This window comes from Microvirga sesbaniae, from assembly GCF_025460805.1.
GTDB lineage: Bacteria > Pseudomonadota > Alphaproteobacteria > Rhizobiales > Beijerinckiaceae > Microvirga > Microvirga sesbaniae.
This window is the reverse complement of the sequence record NZ_JAMXFJ010000047.1, coordinates 15,661-32,591: the sequence shown is the minus strand read 5'-3', so window position 1 is coordinate 32,591 and position 16,931 is coordinate 15,661. Positions and strand designations below refer to the sequence as shown.

Genomic DNA, 16,931 nt, shown 5'->3' with positions numbered 1-16,931 from the left:
GCCTCGCCGTAGAGGCGGTCCTTGCCGGCCTCTCCATAGAGCCAGTCGTCATCCGCCCCTCCATAGAGGTGATCATTCCCCTTCCACGCAAAAATCTTGTCGCTTCCGGCCATTCCGCTGATGACGTCATCGCCTGCGCCCACATGCGTGTTGATCCCCCGGCCTAAAGCAATCTCCTCACTCCGCTCGTCACCGGTCAGGTTGAGCCCCATCGGCCCAGCGATAGCTGCCTTCCCGAGAGCCGCTTTTTCATCCGACACAAGAATACTCAGGCCATCTTGGTCGCGCGCTTGGCTGCCGTACTCACCGAAATAGATGTAATGCTTTTCAGATCCGCCCTGGCCTGTGGTGAAGGAGCGGTTGAGCAGCAGAGTCGCCTGTCCGCCTTCGCCGAGAGACAAGGTTCCGGTGCTCGCATCGTTGCTGCCGTCGATGGTGCCCAGAGTGGCTTGCGCCGGGTCGAAAACATTGCCGGGGTTCGTGCCGAACAGATGGCTCGTGTTCCAAAGCGGCCTGTCACCGTCCGTCCACTGCGTCAGGAAGCCGGGACGATAGACGACCTCTGGATTCAATGCCTCTCCTGTCGGAACCAGCACGCTGTCGCTGTAGGTCGTTGAGATGCTCACGAAGTCGATGTCGGCCCCTGACGAGCCACCGCTTCCTCCGGAGCGTATCCCATCATCGATAAACGCGATCGACTGGATAGTGCTGAGCGGCACCTGGCTCAGATCAATGCGATAGATGCCTCGTCCCGCATGAAATCCTATGAACTCTGCACTAACGCCAACAGTGGTCATCTATAATCCTCCCTGATCTAGTTTTGAGTATAACGATTCAGGGCAGGAAAATTATGCTAACCATGATGGGTTAATCGCGAATGCTTCGTTTTTGTATCGTTGCCTCTACTAATTCCTATTGACGAAGACTTTCCAATCATAACGAGGGCAGACCATTGAGAATTTTGGGTCCTTTCGGAGGATAGCCGTAGCTTAGGATTAGCGGTGTAGAGGGCGCCCTGGTGAGAAGCATACCTAGATTTTCAGCCAGGGCGCCCGTGGCCTATTGGGGGATGGGCCACAGTGGAGAGGCTACGGCCTTCTGCGAGAGCCGCAATGGATCAAATGGGTCGAGCAGATATTCCTAAATGTTTAGCTCAGAAAGGGCATAGCTCTTTCCTATGACTGGCGGATCGAGGAGATGCGAGCCTTGCTTGACTCTTCTGCGGTGTCGAGCTCGGGATGGTTGCGGACCAGCCTCTCCCGCTCGATGGCCAGATTGTCCTAAGTCCGGGCCATTTCCAGAAACTGATTGCGCTGCTCCCCTTCAGGCACCTGCTTGGCGAGCACCCGACACTCTTCAGCATGTTTGCTGTATTCTGCTGCGGTTTTCATACGCTAATTGACGTCTCCATCCTGCTACGGTCGTCAGCACCACTGTCATACCGCCACGTACTTTCACCAGCACAAGTTACGATAACGGTCGGAGTCCCAGATCTATTCCCGCTATGGGGGTCATCATGCAGTGGTATTGGCGGCCGGGTCTCCTTTGGATAGAGACATAAGAACCTTACAGTACCGACACGAACATGCTCACAGGAAATCGGCATGTGGAACTGCGTAGCCTCAGCGTCGATACTCGCCCTCATCACAGGACTGCTGTCTGTTCTGATCCCTTTAAGCGTTCTGCATGTCCACTCCCGGCGGCAGGGCGCTGCCTTGGCTCTCGTGGGCTTCATCGGTTGCGGACTTGCAAGCGACGCGAACCCGCCAAGTGACGTGCTTGATCCTGTACTATCGGGGCGCGTCTTTGACGGTGACTCGTTGATGGCTGCTCCCCACCAAGAACTTGCGTCACAGCCCCAAAGCTCGGAAGAGGGGCTGAGCGTGCCGGCCGACCAGCAGAAATTTTTGGGAATCTGTCACAAAGCACGCGTGAAATATTCGCCAGGCGGGCGGGAGGACATGGTCAACGAGTTCGCCCGGTTCGATCGTGAGAAACTCCTTTGCGATGCATTTCCCAGCCCGGATGTGCAGAACTGGATCGGTCAGATTGCGGCTGTTTCAACCGACACTGCCGGGCGCCTTGCGCTTGCCGTTTCGCTTGACGCCAACACCACTCTCAGTGCTGAGCCCAACGGCTTCGTGAAGGTAACAAATGCTTCCAACCTTGGTGCGCCTGGTGCCCTGCTTGAAATCTCTCCACTCACAAAAGAGCAATGGGTCCGCTTCTCCGGGAGCTTCATTAAAGCCAAACGAGACTGCTTCTCTGAAAAGAGCATGACGCTGTCTGGCTCAATGCAAAAGCCGGAATTTGCCTTTCAGTTCTCCGATATCAGCCTGATCCCTTAGGGGTGATCAGGCACGGATTCCTTCCCTCACTCGCGAAGAAACGGCCGCCCCCCTTAATATGCCGATCCGAGCAGAAGTGCGGTGGCTCCCCGAAGAGGCGCCAATAGCGTATGCCGCCCCTGTGGCTTTGCATCCAGTACCCAACGGGCTGTAGGATCTCTGGGGGGGCGTCCTGGGACATCCAGAGATTTATGGGTGTGCCATCACGCGACGTACCACGTCAAAGTACTCAAGATCAATCATCGTCCCCTAAGCCCTGCCTTTTGGCGACAAGTCCTCTAACCCAACTTCCTCCAATGGCTCCAACAAGGAGCGAAGGAACTCAATCGCGTCGGCAGCCTCAATGAGGAGGGCCTCCATATCTTCGCGGGAGATTTCCTCACGACTTAAGGCGGCCCTGAGCCGGACGACGATATCGTGTTCACACATAGCTCTTCCCATCACCTCCGCAGGATAAGCCATTCACACTCAAGGGCCGCGAAGGCACTTCCAGCCGCTAATGAGTCAGGACATTCCAACCTGTGTCATCGATTATAGGCAGGATCCTTGCATGTATTGGCTTCCGAGAACACCGCCGGCTGTCGCTCAAGCCCCCACACCCACTCGCCCGCGCGCTCAGGCTGTTCCTGGAAATGAGCGTTGCGTTCAGCTAAGTACCGGTCGATTGCCGCCTGAGCCTCTTCCGCAGAGGAATAGTTGCTGTTGTGGATGATGGCGCGTGCCATGCCGCTGAAGACGGCTTCAATAACGTTCAGGAACGGGGCACAGGAGGGCAGCGGCACCACCTCGATCTGCGGACCATTACCGACCTGAGCGGCAGCATTGTGCTTGGCCAGCCAGTCCTTAAGCTGGTTCGAGGAGTGCCATGAAGCCGCGTCCCAAGACAGGTAGACCCGACGATAGGCTGCATACTTCGAGGCGAGGGTCTCGATCAGCCGGATCATCTCGGCCGTGTTTTTCTTCTCGCTGTAGACATGAGTGACTTGGTTCGTCGACAGTTCCAGGGCAGCCGTGAGGATCAGCGTGCCGCGGGCCCTCTGCCGCGCCGGGACGATCCGGATCGTCCCGGGAGGTGTCAGGGCTTTGCCGCTATGCAGCCTCACAATGAACGGCCCATACTCATCAATCGAGAAGAAAGCTTCGTCGGTGTGCAGCGAAGCAAGAGTCGAGCGCAGGGTCCGCACCTTCTCCGAATAATCCGGGTCCGTCGATGTGAGCACCTTGCGCGCTTTGAGCCAGCGCCAACCTGCCTGCTTGGTGATCTTGCGGATCGTATCCCGGCACGCAGAGTTCCCCTTCTCGGCGAGAGCCTGCTGCAACGTGCCCATAGTCCAGGCCGTCCGGTTGATGCCGTAGTTGAGCGGCGGCTCATGCAGGATCGCGAAGATTAGGCTCTTCAGGGGCTCGCTGTTGACCTTCTTGCGTGTTGAAGGACGCGCTGCGAACAGGGCTGAGGCTCCGCCACGTTCATAGGTCTGCCAGTAGCTGCGATAGGTCTTCTTCTCCATGCCGAGAAAGGCGCAAATCGCGGTTGAAGGCCAGCCGCGTAGGCTGCCGAGGACCACAAGCGACCGATTGCGCACGTGGCGGCCCCCGTGATGGAGCCTGTCCAGCAGCCGGTCGAGATCAGGTACCTCGCCGAGTTCGCCCCGCAGGTCGGCGGCTGGCATCCTTTGTTGCAGAAGCTGGCGTAGCCACGTGAAGGCAGCCTGCCTGGCGACTTCCTTGTGAGTTTTGCGCGCTCGGGAGGATGCAAGTCTCTGCCGTTCGTTCGCCTGGCACTGCCTCGCCACCCGCATCAGAAGGGTGACCGCCGACTTGCGGTCCAAGGTTTTGATGTCCTCGTATGCGGCTTCCCACAGCATCCGATCCGTTGGCTTGAGCGACCTGATATAATTGCCGACAGCGTCGTACGTTCCGGTATAGCCCTGCTCCCGAATGGACCTGTATATCTCGCGATAAGACAAGCTTGGCTGCCTTTCGCCCGACACCATCTGCTGGACTGTCTGCAAGTATGGCCCGAGCTTGGGAAAGACTTGCTGTCGCGGGCTGCGGGGCACCGGCTGTCTCGTCCGCAGCATCTTCCGGACCGTATTCGGACTGATCCCGGTCTCGCGGCCGACCTGTCTCCGGGTGGCTCCTTCGACCAGAACCCGGTATCGGATCCGCGCCCACTGCTCATGGTCGCTGTACATGAGCTCACCCCAGGTGCGCCAGCGCTCAGATGAAGAGATATTGTAACAGAATCCGAATAGGATGTGAACTGTGGTTCGGCCGGCAAGGCTTTCGGTTCTGGTCAGCCATTGCAACTGGGGTTGATAGACGGGTGGGTGCTAGTTCCAAGAGGGCCAACGAGCCGTTGAGATAGCCGCATGACGCACACAGTTCACCAACCCGCCTCTTTTAGGGCGAACGGTTCATGGACCTGTCTTAATGCGCTGAGGCGCTAGCCCTTTGCGCTCATCTGCATCGGCAAAGCCCTAGAATTTCTGGAGGGCGCTCGTAGCAGCCGATTGGGTAATTTATCTTCCCGTGCCGACATGGTGCCGACATAGCGGCCAAGGTGGGAAAAAGGCTCCAATGGATTGAGCTATTTTATTCAATAAAATCAATATGGTGCCCCTGGCCGGGATCGAACCAGCACTCCTTGCGGAACTCGATTTTGAGTCGAGCGCGTCTACCAATTCCGCCACAGGGGCAAGGACCCGCGACGTACCATGACCGGCGAAGTTTGGTCAATGCGCGAGATGTGAAGGCAAGCCGCACGGTTGGGCTCTCGCAATTCGCGGCACCTTGTGCTCAAAGGGGCCGGGGCGAAGGCCCCGATCCGGATTGAACCTGTCGGAACCCCATGCTGAGACGCCTCTACGACTGGACCCTGTCCCTCGCGGCCCGCCCTTCGGCCCCTTACGCGCTGGCACTCGTGTCCTTCTCCGAAAGCTCGTTCTTTCCGGTGCCGCCGGACGTGATGCTCGTGCCGATGATGCTGGCACGGCCCGACAAGGCCTGGGCCTATGCCCTGATCTGCACCGTCGCGTCCGTCCTGGGCGGCATCCTCGGATACTTCATCGGGCTCGGCCTCTACGATTCCATCGGAGCCTGGCTGTTCCATCTCTATGGCCTCACGGAAGGCGCCGAGACGTTCCGGCATGCCTATGCCGAGTACGGCCATTGGGTGATCCTGCTGAAGGGCCTGACCCCGATCCCCTACAAGCTCGTGACCATCACGTCGGGCTTCGCGGGCTATCATCTGGGCTGGTTCATCCTGCTGTCGATCCTGACCCGCGGCGCCCGCTTCTTCATCGTGGCCCTCCTGATGAGCCAGTTCGGACCGCGGATCAAATCGATCATCGACAACCATTTCAACCTGGTGGCGGCCCTGGCCATCGCGGCCTTCGTCGGGGGCTTCGTGGCCTTCCGCTATCTTTTCTAGAGGGGAGGGGCGATGCGGATCAGCCTCACGATGCGGCAGGCTGCGCTGGCCGTGGCCCTGGGCGCCGCTGCGACCGTCGGCGGAGCGCTCATCTTCGAGCATGTGTTCGGCTACGTGCCGTGCAAGCTCTGCCTGATGCAGCGCAATCCCTATTACATCGCGATTCCGGTGGGCCTCGCGGCCGCGCTCCTGCCGCCGCGCTATGCCCGCATCGGCCTCTGGTGCCTGGCCCTGATCTTCATCGTCAGCGCGGGGCTTGGCGCTTATCATTCAGGCGTGGAATGGGGCTTCTTCGCGGGCCCGAGCGATTGTGGCGGCGGCGCGGGCGCCGGCGCGGGCAATGTGGGCGATTTCCTGAACCAGTTGCAGAACACCCGCGTGGTGAGCTGCACGGAGGCGGCCTGGCGCTTCCTCGGCCTGTCCCTGGCCGGATGGAACGTGCTGATCTCGCTGGCGCTCGCCGCCTTCGCGGCCGCCGCGGCGGCGCGCAAGGGGATCTTCCCGGGCCGGTGACCTTGCGCCCATGGGCATCGCCCCGGTAGCCTTCGCTCGGACATGTGGGGGAGTGACATGAGACTTCAGGCTCTCAAGGACGAGGTCGCGCGGCAGTTCGGGACGCCCGCCGTGGTGGTCGATCTCGACGTGGTCGAGCGCAATATCGCCCGGGTGCAGGCCCTGTGCGATTCAGCCGGCATCGCCAACCGCCCTCACATCAAGACCCACAAGAGCCCGGCGATCGCCGCCATGCAGCGGGATGCCGGCGCCCGTGGCCTCACGTGCCAGAAGCTCGGCGAGGCCGAAATCATGGCGGAGAGCGGACATGACGACATCCTCATCGCCTACAATCTCCTGGGTGAGGAGAAGCTCGACCGCCTCGGCCGGCTCCTGACGCGCACGAAGGTCACCGTGGCGGCCGACAATCCGGTGGTCGTCGCGGGCCTGCCGCGGGCCGCGGCCATGGCCGGGCGCCCTCTCGACGTGGTGGTGGAATGCGATACCGGCCGCAGGCGCGCCGGGGTGGAGACGCCGGCGGAAGCCGTGGCGCTCGCCCGGGAGATCGGGTCACGCCCGGGGCTCTCGTTCGCAGGCTTCATGCTGTATCCGCCGGAGAATGCGGTGGCCGAGACGCAGGCCTTCCTCGATGCGGCCACGGCCGGCGTGCGGGAGCTCGGGCTCGAACCGCGCATCGTCTCGTCGGGCGGCACCCCCAACCTGGTTCATCTGGGCAAGATCAACGGCGTGACGGAGCACCGGGCCGGCACGTCTGTGTTCAACGACCGCATGATGCTGGCAGCGGGCGTCGCCGGGCTGGAGGACTGCGCGCTGACCGTCTATGCGACGGTGGTCAGCCGGGCCGGCCCCGAGCGGGGCATTCTCGATTCGGGCTCGAAGACCCTGACCTACGATACGGGCGGGCTCGACGGCCACGGCCTCATTCTCGAGCATCCGCAGGCCCGGATCGCCCGCTTCGCCGAGGAGCACGGGTTTCTCGACCTGTCCGCCTGCAACGATCGTCCCAGCGTGGGCGATGTGGTCCGCATCGTGCCGAATCACGTCTGCGTGGTGGTGAACATGGTGGACCGAATGGTGGCGGTGCGGGGAGGCACGATCGTCGGCGAGTTGCCCGTCGCAGCCCGGGGGCGTCTGACCTGACCGGCTTGCCCATGGGGAAATGACTGACCGGCAGGGGCCCGGATGGGCCCGCCGGATGGGCCCGGGGACGGATCTCAGGGCTCCAGCTCGCTGTCCCAGTAGAGATAATCCATCCAGCTGTCGTGGAGATAGTTCGGCGGGAAGAGGCGGCCGTTGGAGTGGAGGTCGTGGACGGTCGGGGCGAAGGGGCTCTGCCGGGGCCACATATCCACCTCGCGGGGCAGTTTGTCCCCCTTCCTGAGGTTGCAGGGCGCACAGGCGGCGACGACATTCTCCCAAGTGGTTTGCCCGCCCTTGGACCGGGGAATGACGTGATCGAAGGTCAGGTCCTCGCGGTCTCCGCAATATTGGCAGCTGAAGCGGTCGCGCAGGAAGACGTTGAAGCGGGTGAAGGCCGGGTGACGTGAGGGTTTGACGTAGGTTTTGAGCGAAATGACCGAGGGGAGGCGGATCTCGAAGGTCGGACTTCGCACGACCTTGTCGTATTCCGACACGATGTTGACCCTGTCCAGAAACACCGCCTTGATCGCATCCTGCCAACACCAGATGGACAAGGGGTAGTAGCTCAAAGGCCGGTAATCGGCATTGAGAACGAGGGCCGGGCAGGCCTCCGGTCGCACAACAGGCTGGACGTGTATCGTCACCTCACCTCCTCTTTAGGTTAAGAGAAGACTCGTATCCCGTCGGATTAGACTATAGGCAGCATGACACTGTTGTGAAGATGCACGGTCAGACGTTTGTGACGCACCCACAGGAAGTGTGTGTGGACGGATCGAGACCGGATTCCAGCGACTTGGGGCTTTTCATGAACCTTTTGCAGGAAGGCCTGGCCTGGATCGAGCCGGCCATCGCGGCCTATGGCGTGTGGGCTCTTCTGGTCGTGCTTTACCTCGAGTCCTTCGGGGCGCCCCTGCCCGGAGAAAGCGCCCTGATCGGGGCTTCGCTCCTGGCCACCCGTGGAGATCTCGCCATCGGCCACGTCTTTCTGGCCGCCTGGGCCGGGGCGGTCCTCGGCGACAGCACCGGCTACCTGATCGGCCGGTTCGGAGGGCGGCCGCTTCTGATGAGGTTCGGCTCCCTGGTGAAGCTCACCCCGGACCGCCTGTCCAAGCTGGAGCAGACGGTGAAGACCAAGGGGTTCTTCATGGTTCTCACGGCGCGCTTCGTCGTCGTGCTGCGCCAGCTCAACGGTCTCATCGCCGGTTCGACCGGGATGCCCTGGCCCCATTTCGTCGTGGCCAACGCCCTCGGCGCCATGCTCTGGGCCGGGCTGTGGAGCTTCGGGCCCTATTTCTTCACCGATGCGTTCAGGCGGCTGCTATGACGGCCACGCGGCCCGTCAGCGGGTCGGGACCGGCTTCTCGCCCCGGTAATCGTAGAAGCCGCGCTTCGTCTTCCGTCCGAGCCAGCCGGCTTCCACATACTTCACCAGGAGCGGGCAGGGGCGGTACTTGGAATCGGCCAGGCCCTCGTGCAGCACCTGCATGATGGACAGACAGGTATCCAGGCCGATGAAGTCGGCGAGCTGGAGCGGGCCCATGGGGTGGTTGGCGCCGAGCCGCATGGCCGTGTCGATGGCCTCCACGGAGCCGACGCCCTCGTAGAGGGTGTAGATCGCCTCGTTGATCATCGGCAGCAGGATCCGGTTGACGATGAAGGCCGGGAAGTCCTCGGAAACCGTGGAGGTCTTGCCGAGCTTGCCGATGAACTCCTTGGCAGATTCGTAGGTCGGGTCCTCGGTGGCGATGCCGCGGATCAACTCGACCAGCTGCATCACCGGCACCGGATTCATGAAGTGGATGCCGATGAAGCGTTCCGGCCGGTCGGTGGAGGCGGCAAGCCGCGTGATCGAGATCGACGAGGTGTTGGTGGCGAGCATCGCGTCGGGGCGCAGCGACGGGCTGAGATTGGTGAAGATCTTGCGCTTCACCTCCTCGTTCTCGGTCGCCGCCTCGATCACAAGGTCGCAGGTGGCGAGATCATCATAGGTGCGCGCCGGCTTGATCCGATCGAGCGCCGCCTGCCGGTCGGCGTCCGAGATGGCGCCCTTGGCGACCTGGCGGGCCATGTTGCCGTTGATCGTGGCCAACCCGGCATTGATCCGATCCTCGGAGAGATCGTTGAGCCGGACGGTGAAACCCGCCAGCGAGCAGACATGGGCGATTCCGCTTCCCATCTGCCCGGCGCCGACAACGCCAACCGTTTTGATCTCTATGCCCATCTGATCTGCTGCCTGCATTCAATGTCGAAAGCGGCCGGGCGGAGACCCCGCCCGGCCCGTCATTATTCCTGACCTTATTGACCGGCTTTGGTCAACTCCTCCTTCAGTTCCGGAAGGATCTGGAAGAGGTCGCCGACGAGGCCGTAATCCGCCACCTGGAAGATGGGGGCTTCCTCGTCCTTGTTGATCGCCACGATCACCTTGGAGTCCTTCATGCCGGCCAGATGCTGAATGGCCCCTGAAATGCCCACCGCGATGTAGAGATCGGGCGCCACCACCTTGCCGGTCTGGCCCACCTGCCAGTCGTTCGGCGCATAGCCCGCATCGACGGCCGCGCGCGACGCGCCCATGGCGGCCCCGAGCCTGTCGGCGATGGGCTCGATATACTGCTTGAAGGCATCGGCCGAACCGAGCGAGCGCCCGCCCGAGATGATGATCTTCGCCGAGGTCAGTTCGGGCCGGTCCGACTGCTGGATCTCCTCGCCCTTGAAGCTCGACACGCCCGGGTCCTCGGCGGCGTTGACCGTCTCGACGGCGGCCGAGCCGCCCTCGGCGGCGGCCGGGAAGGCGGCGGTGCGCACGGTGATCACCTTCGTGGCGTCGGTGGCCTGCACGGTCTGGATGGCGTTGCCGGCATAGATCGGCCGCTCGAAGGTGTCGGGCGCCACCACCTTGGTGATGTCGGAGACCTGCATCACATCGAGCAGCGCCGCCACCCGCGGCATGGTGTTCTTGCCCTTGCTGGTGGCGGGCGCCACCAGGGCATCGTAGGAACCGGCCAGCGACACGATGAGGGCCGCGGTCGGCTCGGCGAGCTGGTGCTCGTAGGCCGGGCTGTCGGCCAGCAGCACCTTCTCCACGCCCGCGAGCCTGGAGGCGGCTTCGGCCGCCGCGCGCGCGTTCGCGCCGGCCACCAGCACGTGCACGGGGGCGCCGAGCGCCTTCGCGGCGGAGAGCGCCTTGTGGGTGGCGTCCTTGAGATGAGCGTTGTCGTGCTCGGCGATCAGAAGAGTGGTCATGGTTGGTCTTCTCCCTTAGAGCACGCCGGCTTCGACTTTGAGCTTCTGGACGAGTTCGGCCACGGAGCCGACCTTCACGCCCGCCTTGCGGCCGCCGGGCTCGGCGGTCTTGATCACCTTCAGGCGCGGGGCCACGTCGACGCCGAGCGTCTCAGGAGAGGTCTCGTCGAGCGGCTTCTTCTTGGCCTTCATGATGTTGGGCAGAGACGCATAGCGCGGCTCGTTGAGGCGCAGGTCCGTGGTCACGATGGCCGGCAGCTTGAGTCCGACCGTCTGCAGGCCGCCGTCGACCTCGCGGGTCACGTCGATGGAGCCCTCGCCCACGTTCACCTTGAACGCGAAGGTGCCCTGCGGCCAGCCCATCAGGGCGGCGAGCATCTGGCCGGTCTGGTTGGAATCGTCGTCGATGGCCTGCTTGCCCATGATGACGAGGTCGGGCTTCTCCTGCTCGACCACCTTGGCCAGGATCTTGGCCACGGCGAGGGGCTCGACGGCGGCGTCGGTCTTGACCAGGATGCCCCGGTCGGCCCCCATGGCGAGCGCGGTGCGGATGGTTTCACCGGCTTGGCTCGGGCCGATGGAGACGGCGACGATCTCGGTGGCCTTGCCCTGCTCCTTGAGGCGCACGGCTTCCTCGACGGCGATCTCGTCGAAGGGGTTCATGGACATCTTGATGTTGGCCAGTTCCACGCCCGACCCGTCCGGCTTCACCCGGATCTTCACGTTGTAGTCCACCACCCGCTTCACACACACCAGAAGCTTCATTCGTCTGTCCTCACCAAAGATCGGATCCGGAAATGGCCGATGGCCGACCCTCCGGACATATAGGAAAAAGGCGGAAGGACCGTAATGGCCGATCCCTGATTGTCAACGCGGCGCTTGCAGTTCCTGCGCCTGGACGCGGGCGAGCACGGGATCGTAGCGGCGGCGCAGGAGAGGGGTGAGAATAGCGCCGACGACGAAGCCGCCAAGATGGGCGAACCAGCCCACGCTGTCGTCCCCGCCGAGGAAGGCCGCGGCGAACTGGAGGACGAACCAGAAGCCGATGGTCCAGTAGGCGGGCAGATGCAGCGGGATGCCCTTCAGGAACAGGCCCCAGATCTTCACGCGGGGATAGAGGATCAGATAGGCCGCCACCACACCCGACACGCCCCCCGAGGCTCCGATCAGCGGGCGGTGCGGCTCCGTCGTGATGAAGGCATGGGCCAGGCTGGCGGCCATCCCGCAGAGCAGGAAGAACAGGATGAAGCGGAGATGCCCCATGGCATCCTCCACATTGTCGCCGAACACCCAGAGGAACAGCATGTTGCCGATCAGGTGAAACAGCGAGCCGTGCAGGAAGATGTTGGTGGCCAGGGTCAGCTCGGCGGGGACGAACGGATAGCCCTCGGGCAGCACTTCCGTGCCGAACAGAACGGACGGGATGAAGCCGAGCCCGGCCACCACCGCGTCCTCGCCCAGAGGGCCATAGAAGGTGAGCAGATAGGCGATGACGCAGACGCCGATCAGACACCGCGTCGCGAGCGGCGTCTTCATGTTCTTGAGCGGAACGCCATCGTGAAGCGGGAGAAACATGATCCGCTCCTAAAGCATCGGACCTGAAAGGGGAATCCACTTTTGGGAGTATGCGCCGGGCCCGCCCCCGAGGCACCGGCCCTCGGATCGTGCGGAAAACCGGATCCACTTTTCACTGGCGTGGCCCTTCGGGTCGCTGACGCGGCCCTCTGGGTCCGCACGATGCGTTAGCGATTCTGACCGGGCGCCCAAAGCACGTCGAGCGCACCCTTGTCATTGACGTAGCGTGACGCGACAAAGAGAAAATCCGACAGGCGGTTCAGGTACTTCACCGATTCCGGAGAAACTTTCTCGTCCGGCCTCTCCATCAGTTCGACCACATGGCGCTCCGCCCGGCGGCAGACCGTGCGCGCGAGATGAAGCGCCGCCGCGGCCGGCGTGCCGCCCGGGAGGACGAAGGAGCGCAGGACGGACAGGTCGGCGTTGAGGCGGTCGATCTCCTGCTCGAGACGGTCGACCTGCGCCTGAGTGACGCGTAAGGGCTCATAGGGCAGGGGCTTGTCCGTCTCGACGGTCGCGAGATCCGCGCCCAGATCGAACAGATCGTTCTGGATGCGGCCGAGCATGGCGTCGATGTCGTGGCCGGCCGTATGAAGCCGCACGAGGCCGATGCACGCGTTGGTCTCGTCGACCGTGCCGTAGGCCTCGATGCGCAGATCGTATTTCGGACGGCGTCCGCCGGCGGCCAGCGCCGTGGTGCCCTCGTCGCCGGTGCGGGTATAGATGCGGTTGAGGACGACCATGGCGGACCCGACAATTGGGACTCAGTTAGAACGAATACCCAACCCGCGCGCCGACATTCGTCAAGCCTCTATTCTCGTCCGAACAGGTGCCGCCGTTCGAGAGATGCTCGACCGTGGCCACCACGCTCCAGTTGGCGGACAGGCGCACGCCCACGGAACCCGATTCGCGAAAGAGCGGGGAGCATCCGAGCCCCTGATGGTCCGCGATCGAGTGCTCCTTGCCGTTGTGAACGGCGCCGCCGAGGCTGCCCTCGACGAAGATGTCGGGCGTCACGTCGACGGTCCAGGACAGGCCGGCATAGGCGAAGCTCGTCCGGCCGTCGAAGTTCAGGCTGCCGCCCACATGCGGCCGGGGGATGAAATAGCTTGTGAAGAGGTCCGAGGCGGTAAACGGCTTCGCAAAAAGGATTTCGCCGGTGAGATTGGCCGAGCCATCGCGTCCTTCCGGGCCCCAGGGATCCTGAGCGGAGAGACCAAAACGGAACTCCGACAGGATGCTTGGTTGGGTCTGGGCCTGGGAGGAACTCGTTTGCCGCTTGAAGTCGGAGCCTAGCACACCCGTCGATCCTGCAACCAGGATCAGTAGGCTCATGCCGATGGCTGGACTGATGCGCATTAAGGGATCCGTAATTCAATAAGTATCAAGGCCATCAGGCTATGCCCTTATGGCTAACGTTGTCTTAATACAAAGCGTGGCGAAAAAGTGTCAATACGAAGGTGCGCGATCCACAATGTGGACAATGGCCGGGGTTTTCCACCTGTGTCCCAACGTCAGGCAGCCCGCCACCAGATCACGCCCATGATCACGATGATGGCGAGGAACTGCAGCAGCACGCGCAGCCTCATGAGATGCTGCGACCGATTGGGATTGCCGCCGCGCAGCATGTTGATCAGCCCCAGAAGCAGCACGAACGCGACGGCGACCACCGCGATCGGGACCAGCAAATCGGCAAAACTCGTCATCGTGATTCCATCGAAAGATCCGGGCGACCGTGGCCCCAACCCGGCGGAGAGGCAAGAGGCCCGGCGGCACTAGCGCATCGGACGGACCCAGAGGGTCGCGTCAGCGAAAAGTGGACCCGGTTTTCCGCCTTTTCCGATGCGCCGGTCAAGAGAGGGAGCCTCGGATGAATCCCAAAAGTGGTGTCCACTTTTGGGTCCGGGGCTCTAGAGCATTTTTCGGTGAAGTGGATTCGGTTCACCGTCAAAAAATGCGGCGAGGCAAAGAAGAGAGATGATTCCACGTGAGTGGAAGCAGCTCTAAGTCCGGCATGATGCGCCGCCAAGCGATCAATGCTCCAGAGTCAGTTCCGGCGCAGCAGCCGCTCGAAGTAGTCGAGCTCTTCCTGCGGCCGGCTCGGATCGCCCAGTTTGCGCCGCAATTCCTCCAGAATCCGCTGTGCGCGCTGGGCGGGCGACTGGCTGGCGCTGGGCACCTCGACACGGCCGTCGGAATAGTCCCGGTTGCGCATGGGCCGGCCGAGCGGATCGTTATCGCGCTGGCCCGTCTGCTGGTTGCCCTGGGGGTTGCCCTGGCCCGGCTGGTCGCCGGCCTGCTCGTTCCCCTGGCCGTCGCCCTGCTGCATCTGCTGCATCTGCTGGGCCATGCCCTGCATGCCGCGACGCAGGCTTTCGAGCGCTCGTCCCTGCGCGTCGACGGCAGGCCCGTCCTGGCCCTGGCCGAGAGCGCCTTCGGCATCGCGCATGGCCTGCTCGGCCTCGCCGAGACCCTGCTCGTTCTGCATGCCCATGCCCTGCATGCGCCGCTGCAATTCCTCCAGCCTCTGCCGCAGGGCTTCCTGCCTCTGCCTCAGGCCCAGGGGATCCTGGTCCTGACCGCCCTGGCCGTTCTCCGCCTGCTCCTGACCGTCACCCTGCTGACCCTGCTGGCCTTGCTGGCGCTGTCCCTGCTGGCGCTGCCCCTGACGCTGCCCCTGCTGGCGCTGCCCGTTGCGGTCGCCCTGCTGCATGCGCCGGTTCTGGCCGTCGCGGAAGGTCTCGTCGCGCAGATTCTGCTGCTCGCGCGCCATGTCCTCCAGGTCCTGCATCGCCTGGTTCATCTCGCGTCCGAGCGGATCGGTCATGCGGCCGTTGGGCTGAGCCGTCTGCAGGTTCTCGAGGATGTTGCGCAGCTGCTCGAGCAGGCGCTGGGCCTCGGCCACGTCGCCGCGGCGCATGGCGTCCTCCATCTGGCGCAGCATCCGGTTGAGGTCGTCCTGCGAGATCATCCGGTCGGGAGGCGTGCGCTGGTTCTGATCCTGCGACTGCTGGTTCTGCTGCATGCGCTGCGCGAATTCCCGCAGGAACTTGTCCATGGCCTGGCGCAGCTCGTCGGTCAGGCGCCGAATCTCGTCGTCCGTGGCGCCCCGGTCCATGGCCTCCTTCAGACGCTCCTGGGCGGCGCGCAGCTCGCGCTCCGCATCGGACAGGTTGCCGTCCTCGATCTGCAGCGCCATGGCCCAGAGCCAGTCGGCCACGTCGAGCAGATCCTGGTCGGACTTGGCGACCCGCAGGCGCTCCGCGCCGGTGCGCAGCCCCATGAACACGCCCCATTGCGGCGTGTACTCGTCCGGCGCGATGAGCAGCGCGTCGAGGGCCACCTGAACGCGCTTGCGGTCGTCCGGGGACAGAACGAGATTGCGCCGCTGCTCGACCAAGGCCTTGGCGAGCGGATTCGTGAAGGGACGCTGCGGCAGGGTGAAGGTGATCGCCTCGCTCAGGGCCTCCTGGCCGGCCTCGTCCTTGGCCTTCAGGCGGATCGTCACGGGCGCGCCCGCCCAGGCATGGTTCGTGAGATCGACCGGGGACTTGGTGTCCGGCGCGTTCTCCTCATGGCTCGGAAGGGCGAGGGTGAGCTGAGGGGCGGGCACGAGGGAGCGCCCCTTGCTGGCGTCGGCCTTCTCGACGATGCCGTCGAGGGACGCGATGCCGTAATCGTCGCGACCCTTGTAGCTCAAGGTGAAGGTGCCGCGGGCGTTGACCTCGGGGGGCGTCGTGAAGGCGATCTCGGGCAGCCGGTCGGGGATGGCCTCGATGGTCAGGGTCACGCTGTGCGCGAATCCGGTTTTGACCGTCAGCTCGCTCGAGCCGTCGAGGGTGTAGCGTTCCTCGCGCATGTCGGCGCGCTGGTTGGCCTTGGGCGGGAGCGGCGTCAGGCCCTTGCCCGGCGTGACCTCCGCACTTCCCTCGCCGGCGATCCGGATCACGACGGTCGAATGGATCGGCGCGCGCAGGCTCTGCCCCCGGGCCAGGTCGATCATCAGGGGCGGCGTGCGGGTATAGAGCGGCGGGTCGATCCATCCGTCGATGCGGAAGGACGGAGAGGCGGTCTCGACCTTGCGCCAGTCGAACGCCGCGGCGAGCCGGGAGCCGATCTCGGGCCCGGCGATGAAGGCGCTCGTCACCAGGGCGAGAAGCCCCGCGGCGCGCACGGCATAGCGGTCGCGCTTGGCCATGTCGGGCTGCGGCAGGCCGACGCGCATGCGGCTGACAGCATCCTCCGCCCGCTTGCGATGAAGCGCCCAGAGGGCCTTGGTGCCGGGATCCGCCGATCCGAGCGCCAGCGTATCGTCAAGGACGCGGGCCGGGCCGTGGGTGAGCCCTGTTTCCCGGTCGAGCCGGTCGAGCGCACGGGTCCGGCTGGGCATGCGCAGGCGCAGGAGCGGCCAGAGCGACAGAAGGAAGGCGGCTCCGAACAGCCCCAGGCCGACGCTACGCCACAGGGGCGAGGCGTCGAGCCAGAGGCCCAGCCAGGAGAGGGTCAGGAACAGCAGGACGATGGCGAAGGGCAGCCAGAGCCGGGGCCAGGCCTCTTCCCACCAGAGGGACCAGCGCGCATGAGTGACCAGGCGCCCGAACCGCTGGTTCAGGGGACTGCGCCCAGGCGTCGGGTTCGGGCCGTCGCTCATGCAAAATATCTCCCGCTGCACCGCCCGTGCA

The 16,931-nt window shown here is 63.6% G+C and carries 16 protein-coding genes and 1 tRNA gene; 5 read left to right on the top strand and 12 right to left on the bottom strand.

The genetic code is table 11. The annotated features are described in order from the left end of the window. A partial coding sequence (locus OCW50_RS29380) for a calcium-binding protein (protein WP_506323702.1) occupies positions 1–797 on the bottom strand: 797 nt, incomplete at its 3' end. A gap of 807 nt (positions 798–1,604) precedes the next feature. Here OCW50_RS29380 and OCW50_RS29375 point away from each other — a divergent pair. Further along, positions 1,605–2,348: a hypothetical protein gene (locus tag OCW50_RS29375; protein WP_262300036.1), complete on the top strand. Its 744-nt coding sequence runs from the start codon at positions 1,605–1,607 to the stop codon at positions 2,346–2,348. 524 nt (positions 2,349–2,872) lie between these two features. On the opposite strand, the gene OCW50_RS29370 is transcribed toward OCW50_RS29375, so the two are convergent. Further along, entirely contained in the window at positions 2,873–4,360 is a 1,488-nt protein-coding gene (locus OCW50_RS29370; protein ID WP_262300035.1) for an IS630 family transposase, read from the bottom strand. Positions 4,361–4,962: 602 nt separating this feature from the next. Further along, positions 4,963–5,047: transfer RNA gene (locus OCW50_RS29365), tRNA-Leu, on the bottom strand. Between the two features lie 152 nt (positions 5,048–5,199). On the opposite strand from OCW50_RS29365, the gene OCW50_RS29360 reads away from it, so the two are divergent. The 3 genes from OCW50_RS29360 to OCW50_RS29350 are packed head-to-tail and all read left to right on the top strand — an operon-like array spanning position 5,200 to position 7,434. Further along, positions 5,200–5,781, top strand: coding sequence for a YqaA family protein (locus OCW50_RS29360; RefSeq protein ID WP_262300034.1), 582 nt, complete (start codon positions 5,200–5,202; stop codon positions 5,779–5,781). Positions 5,782–5,793: 12 nt separating this feature from the next. Continuing rightward, a complete protein-coding gene (locus OCW50_RS29355) occupies positions 5,794–6,294 on the top strand; it encodes a disulfide bond formation protein B (RefSeq protein WP_262300033.1) in 501 nt (166 codons plus the stop codon). A 57-nt stretch (positions 6,295–6,351) separates the two neighbouring features. Then, positions 6,352–7,434 (top strand): D-TA family PLP-dependent enzyme, encoded by a 1,083-nt coding sequence (locus OCW50_RS29350; protein ID WP_262300032.1) that lies wholly within the window; start codon positions 6,352–6,354, stop codon positions 7,432–7,434. Positions 7,435–7,508: 74 nt separating this feature from the next. On the opposite strand, the gene OCW50_RS29345 is transcribed toward OCW50_RS29350, so the two are convergent. Further along, positions 7,509–8,078 carry an HNH endonuclease gene (locus OCW50_RS29345; RefSeq protein ID WP_262300031.1) on the bottom strand — a complete coding sequence of 190 codons (570 nt, stop codon included), beginning with the start codon at positions 8,076–8,078 and terminating at the stop codon, positions 7,509–7,511. A gap of 182 nt (positions 8,079–8,260) precedes the next feature. Here OCW50_RS29345 and OCW50_RS29340 point away from each other — a divergent pair, with 182 nt between their 5' ends. Beyond that, positions 8,261–8,758 carry a DedA family protein gene (locus tag OCW50_RS29340; RefSeq protein WP_262300037.1) on the top strand — a complete coding sequence of 166 codons (498 nt, stop codon included), beginning with the start codon at positions 8,261–8,263 and terminating at the stop codon, positions 8,756–8,758. Positions 8,759–8,773: 15 nt separating this feature from the next. On the opposite strand, the gene OCW50_RS29335 is transcribed toward OCW50_RS29340, so the two are convergent. From OCW50_RS29335 to OCW50_RS29300, 8 genes are all read right to left on the bottom strand, one after another. Further along, a complete protein-coding gene (locus OCW50_RS29335) occupies positions 8,774–9,655 on the bottom strand; it encodes a 3-hydroxybutyryl-CoA dehydrogenase (protein WP_262300030.1) in 882 nt (293 codons plus the stop codon). A 74-nt stretch (positions 9,656–9,729) separates the two neighbouring features. Then, the gene (locus tag OCW50_RS29330) at positions 9,730–10,674 is read right to left on the bottom strand and encodes an electron transfer flavoprotein subunit alpha/FixB family protein (protein ID WP_262300029.1); all 945 of its coding nucleotides are present in this window, start codon (positions 10,672–10,674) and stop codon (positions 9,730–9,732) included. A 15-nt stretch (positions 10,675–10,689) separates the two neighbouring features. Further along, entirely contained in the window at positions 10,690–11,439 is a 750-nt protein-coding gene (locus OCW50_RS29325) for an electron transfer flavoprotein subunit beta/FixA family protein (protein ID WP_262300028.1), read from the bottom strand. A gap of 102 nt (positions 11,440–11,541) precedes the next feature. Continuing rightward, a complete protein-coding gene (locus OCW50_RS29320; protein ID WP_262300027.1) occupies positions 11,542–12,249 on the bottom strand; it encodes a rhomboid family intramembrane serine protease in 708 nt (235 codons plus the stop codon). A gap of 167 nt (positions 12,250–12,416) precedes the next feature. Then, positions 12,417–12,992, bottom strand: a complete 576-nt coding sequence (locus OCW50_RS29315; protein WP_262300026.1) for a cob(I)yrinic acid a,c-diamide adenosyltransferase — start codon at positions 12,990–12,992, stop codon at positions 12,417–12,419. Positions 12,993–13,017: 25 nt separating this feature from the next. Further along, positions 13,018–13,608, bottom strand: a complete 591-nt coding sequence (locus tag OCW50_RS29310; protein WP_262300025.1) for an acyloxyacyl hydrolase — start codon at positions 13,606–13,608, stop codon at positions 13,018–13,020. 155 nt (positions 13,609–13,763) lie between these two features. Further along, positions 13,764–13,955 (bottom strand): twin transmembrane helix small protein, encoded by a 192-nt coding sequence (locus OCW50_RS29305; RefSeq protein WP_173946704.1) that lies wholly within the window; start codon positions 13,953–13,955, stop codon positions 13,764–13,766. A 341-nt stretch (positions 13,956–14,296) separates the two neighbouring features. Then, positions 14,297–16,900, bottom strand: a complete 2,604-nt coding sequence (locus OCW50_RS29300) for a TIGR02302 family protein (protein WP_262300024.1) — start codon at positions 16,898–16,900, stop codon at positions 14,297–14,299. Positions 16,901–16,931: the final 31 nt, after the last annotated feature.

Coding starts and splice junctions, on each gene's coding strand:
- OCW50_RS29325 (WP_262300028.1), bottom strand. CDS start 11,439: ATGAAGCTTCTGGTGTGTGTGAAGCGGGTGGTGGACTACAACGTGAAG.
- OCW50_RS29375 (WP_262300036.1), top strand. CDS start 1,605: ATGTGGAACTGCGTAGCCTCAGCGTCGATACTCGCCCTCATCACAGGA.
- OCW50_RS29300 (WP_262300024.1), bottom strand. CDS start 16,900: ATGAGCGACGGCCCGAACCCGACGCCTGGGCGCAGTCCCCTGAACCAG.
- OCW50_RS29335 (WP_262300030.1), bottom strand. CDS start 9,655: ATGGGCATAGAGATCAAAACGGTTGGCGTTGTCGGCGCCGGGCAGATG.
- OCW50_RS29330 (WP_262300029.1), bottom strand. CDS start 10,674: ATGACCACTCTTCTGATCGCCGAGCACGACAACGCTCATCTCAAGGAC.
- OCW50_RS29320 (WP_262300027.1), bottom strand. CDS start 12,249: ATGTTTCTCCCGCTTCACGATGGCGTTCCGCTCAAGAACATGAAGACG.
- OCW50_RS29305 (WP_173946704.1), bottom strand. CDS start 13,955: ATGACGAGTTTTGCCGATTTGCTGGTCCCGATCGCGGTGGTCGCCGTC.
- OCW50_RS29355 (WP_262300033.1), top strand. CDS start 5,794: ATGCGGATCAGCCTCACGATGCGGCAGGCTGCGCTGGCCGTGGCCCTG.
- OCW50_RS29310 (WP_262300025.1), bottom strand. CDS start 13,608: ATGCGCATCAGTCCAGCCATCGGCATGAGCCTACTGATCCTGGTTGCA.
- OCW50_RS29350 (WP_262300032.1), top strand. CDS start 6,352: ATGAGACTTCAGGCTCTCAAGGACGAGGTCGCGCGGCAGTTCGGGACG.
- OCW50_RS29315 (WP_262300026.1), bottom strand. CDS start 12,992: ATGGTCGTCCTCAACCGCATCTATACCCGCACCGGCGACGAGGGCACC.
- OCW50_RS29360 (WP_262300034.1), top strand. CDS start 5,200: ATGCTGAGACGCCTCTACGACTGGACCCTGTCCCTCGCGGCCCGCCCT.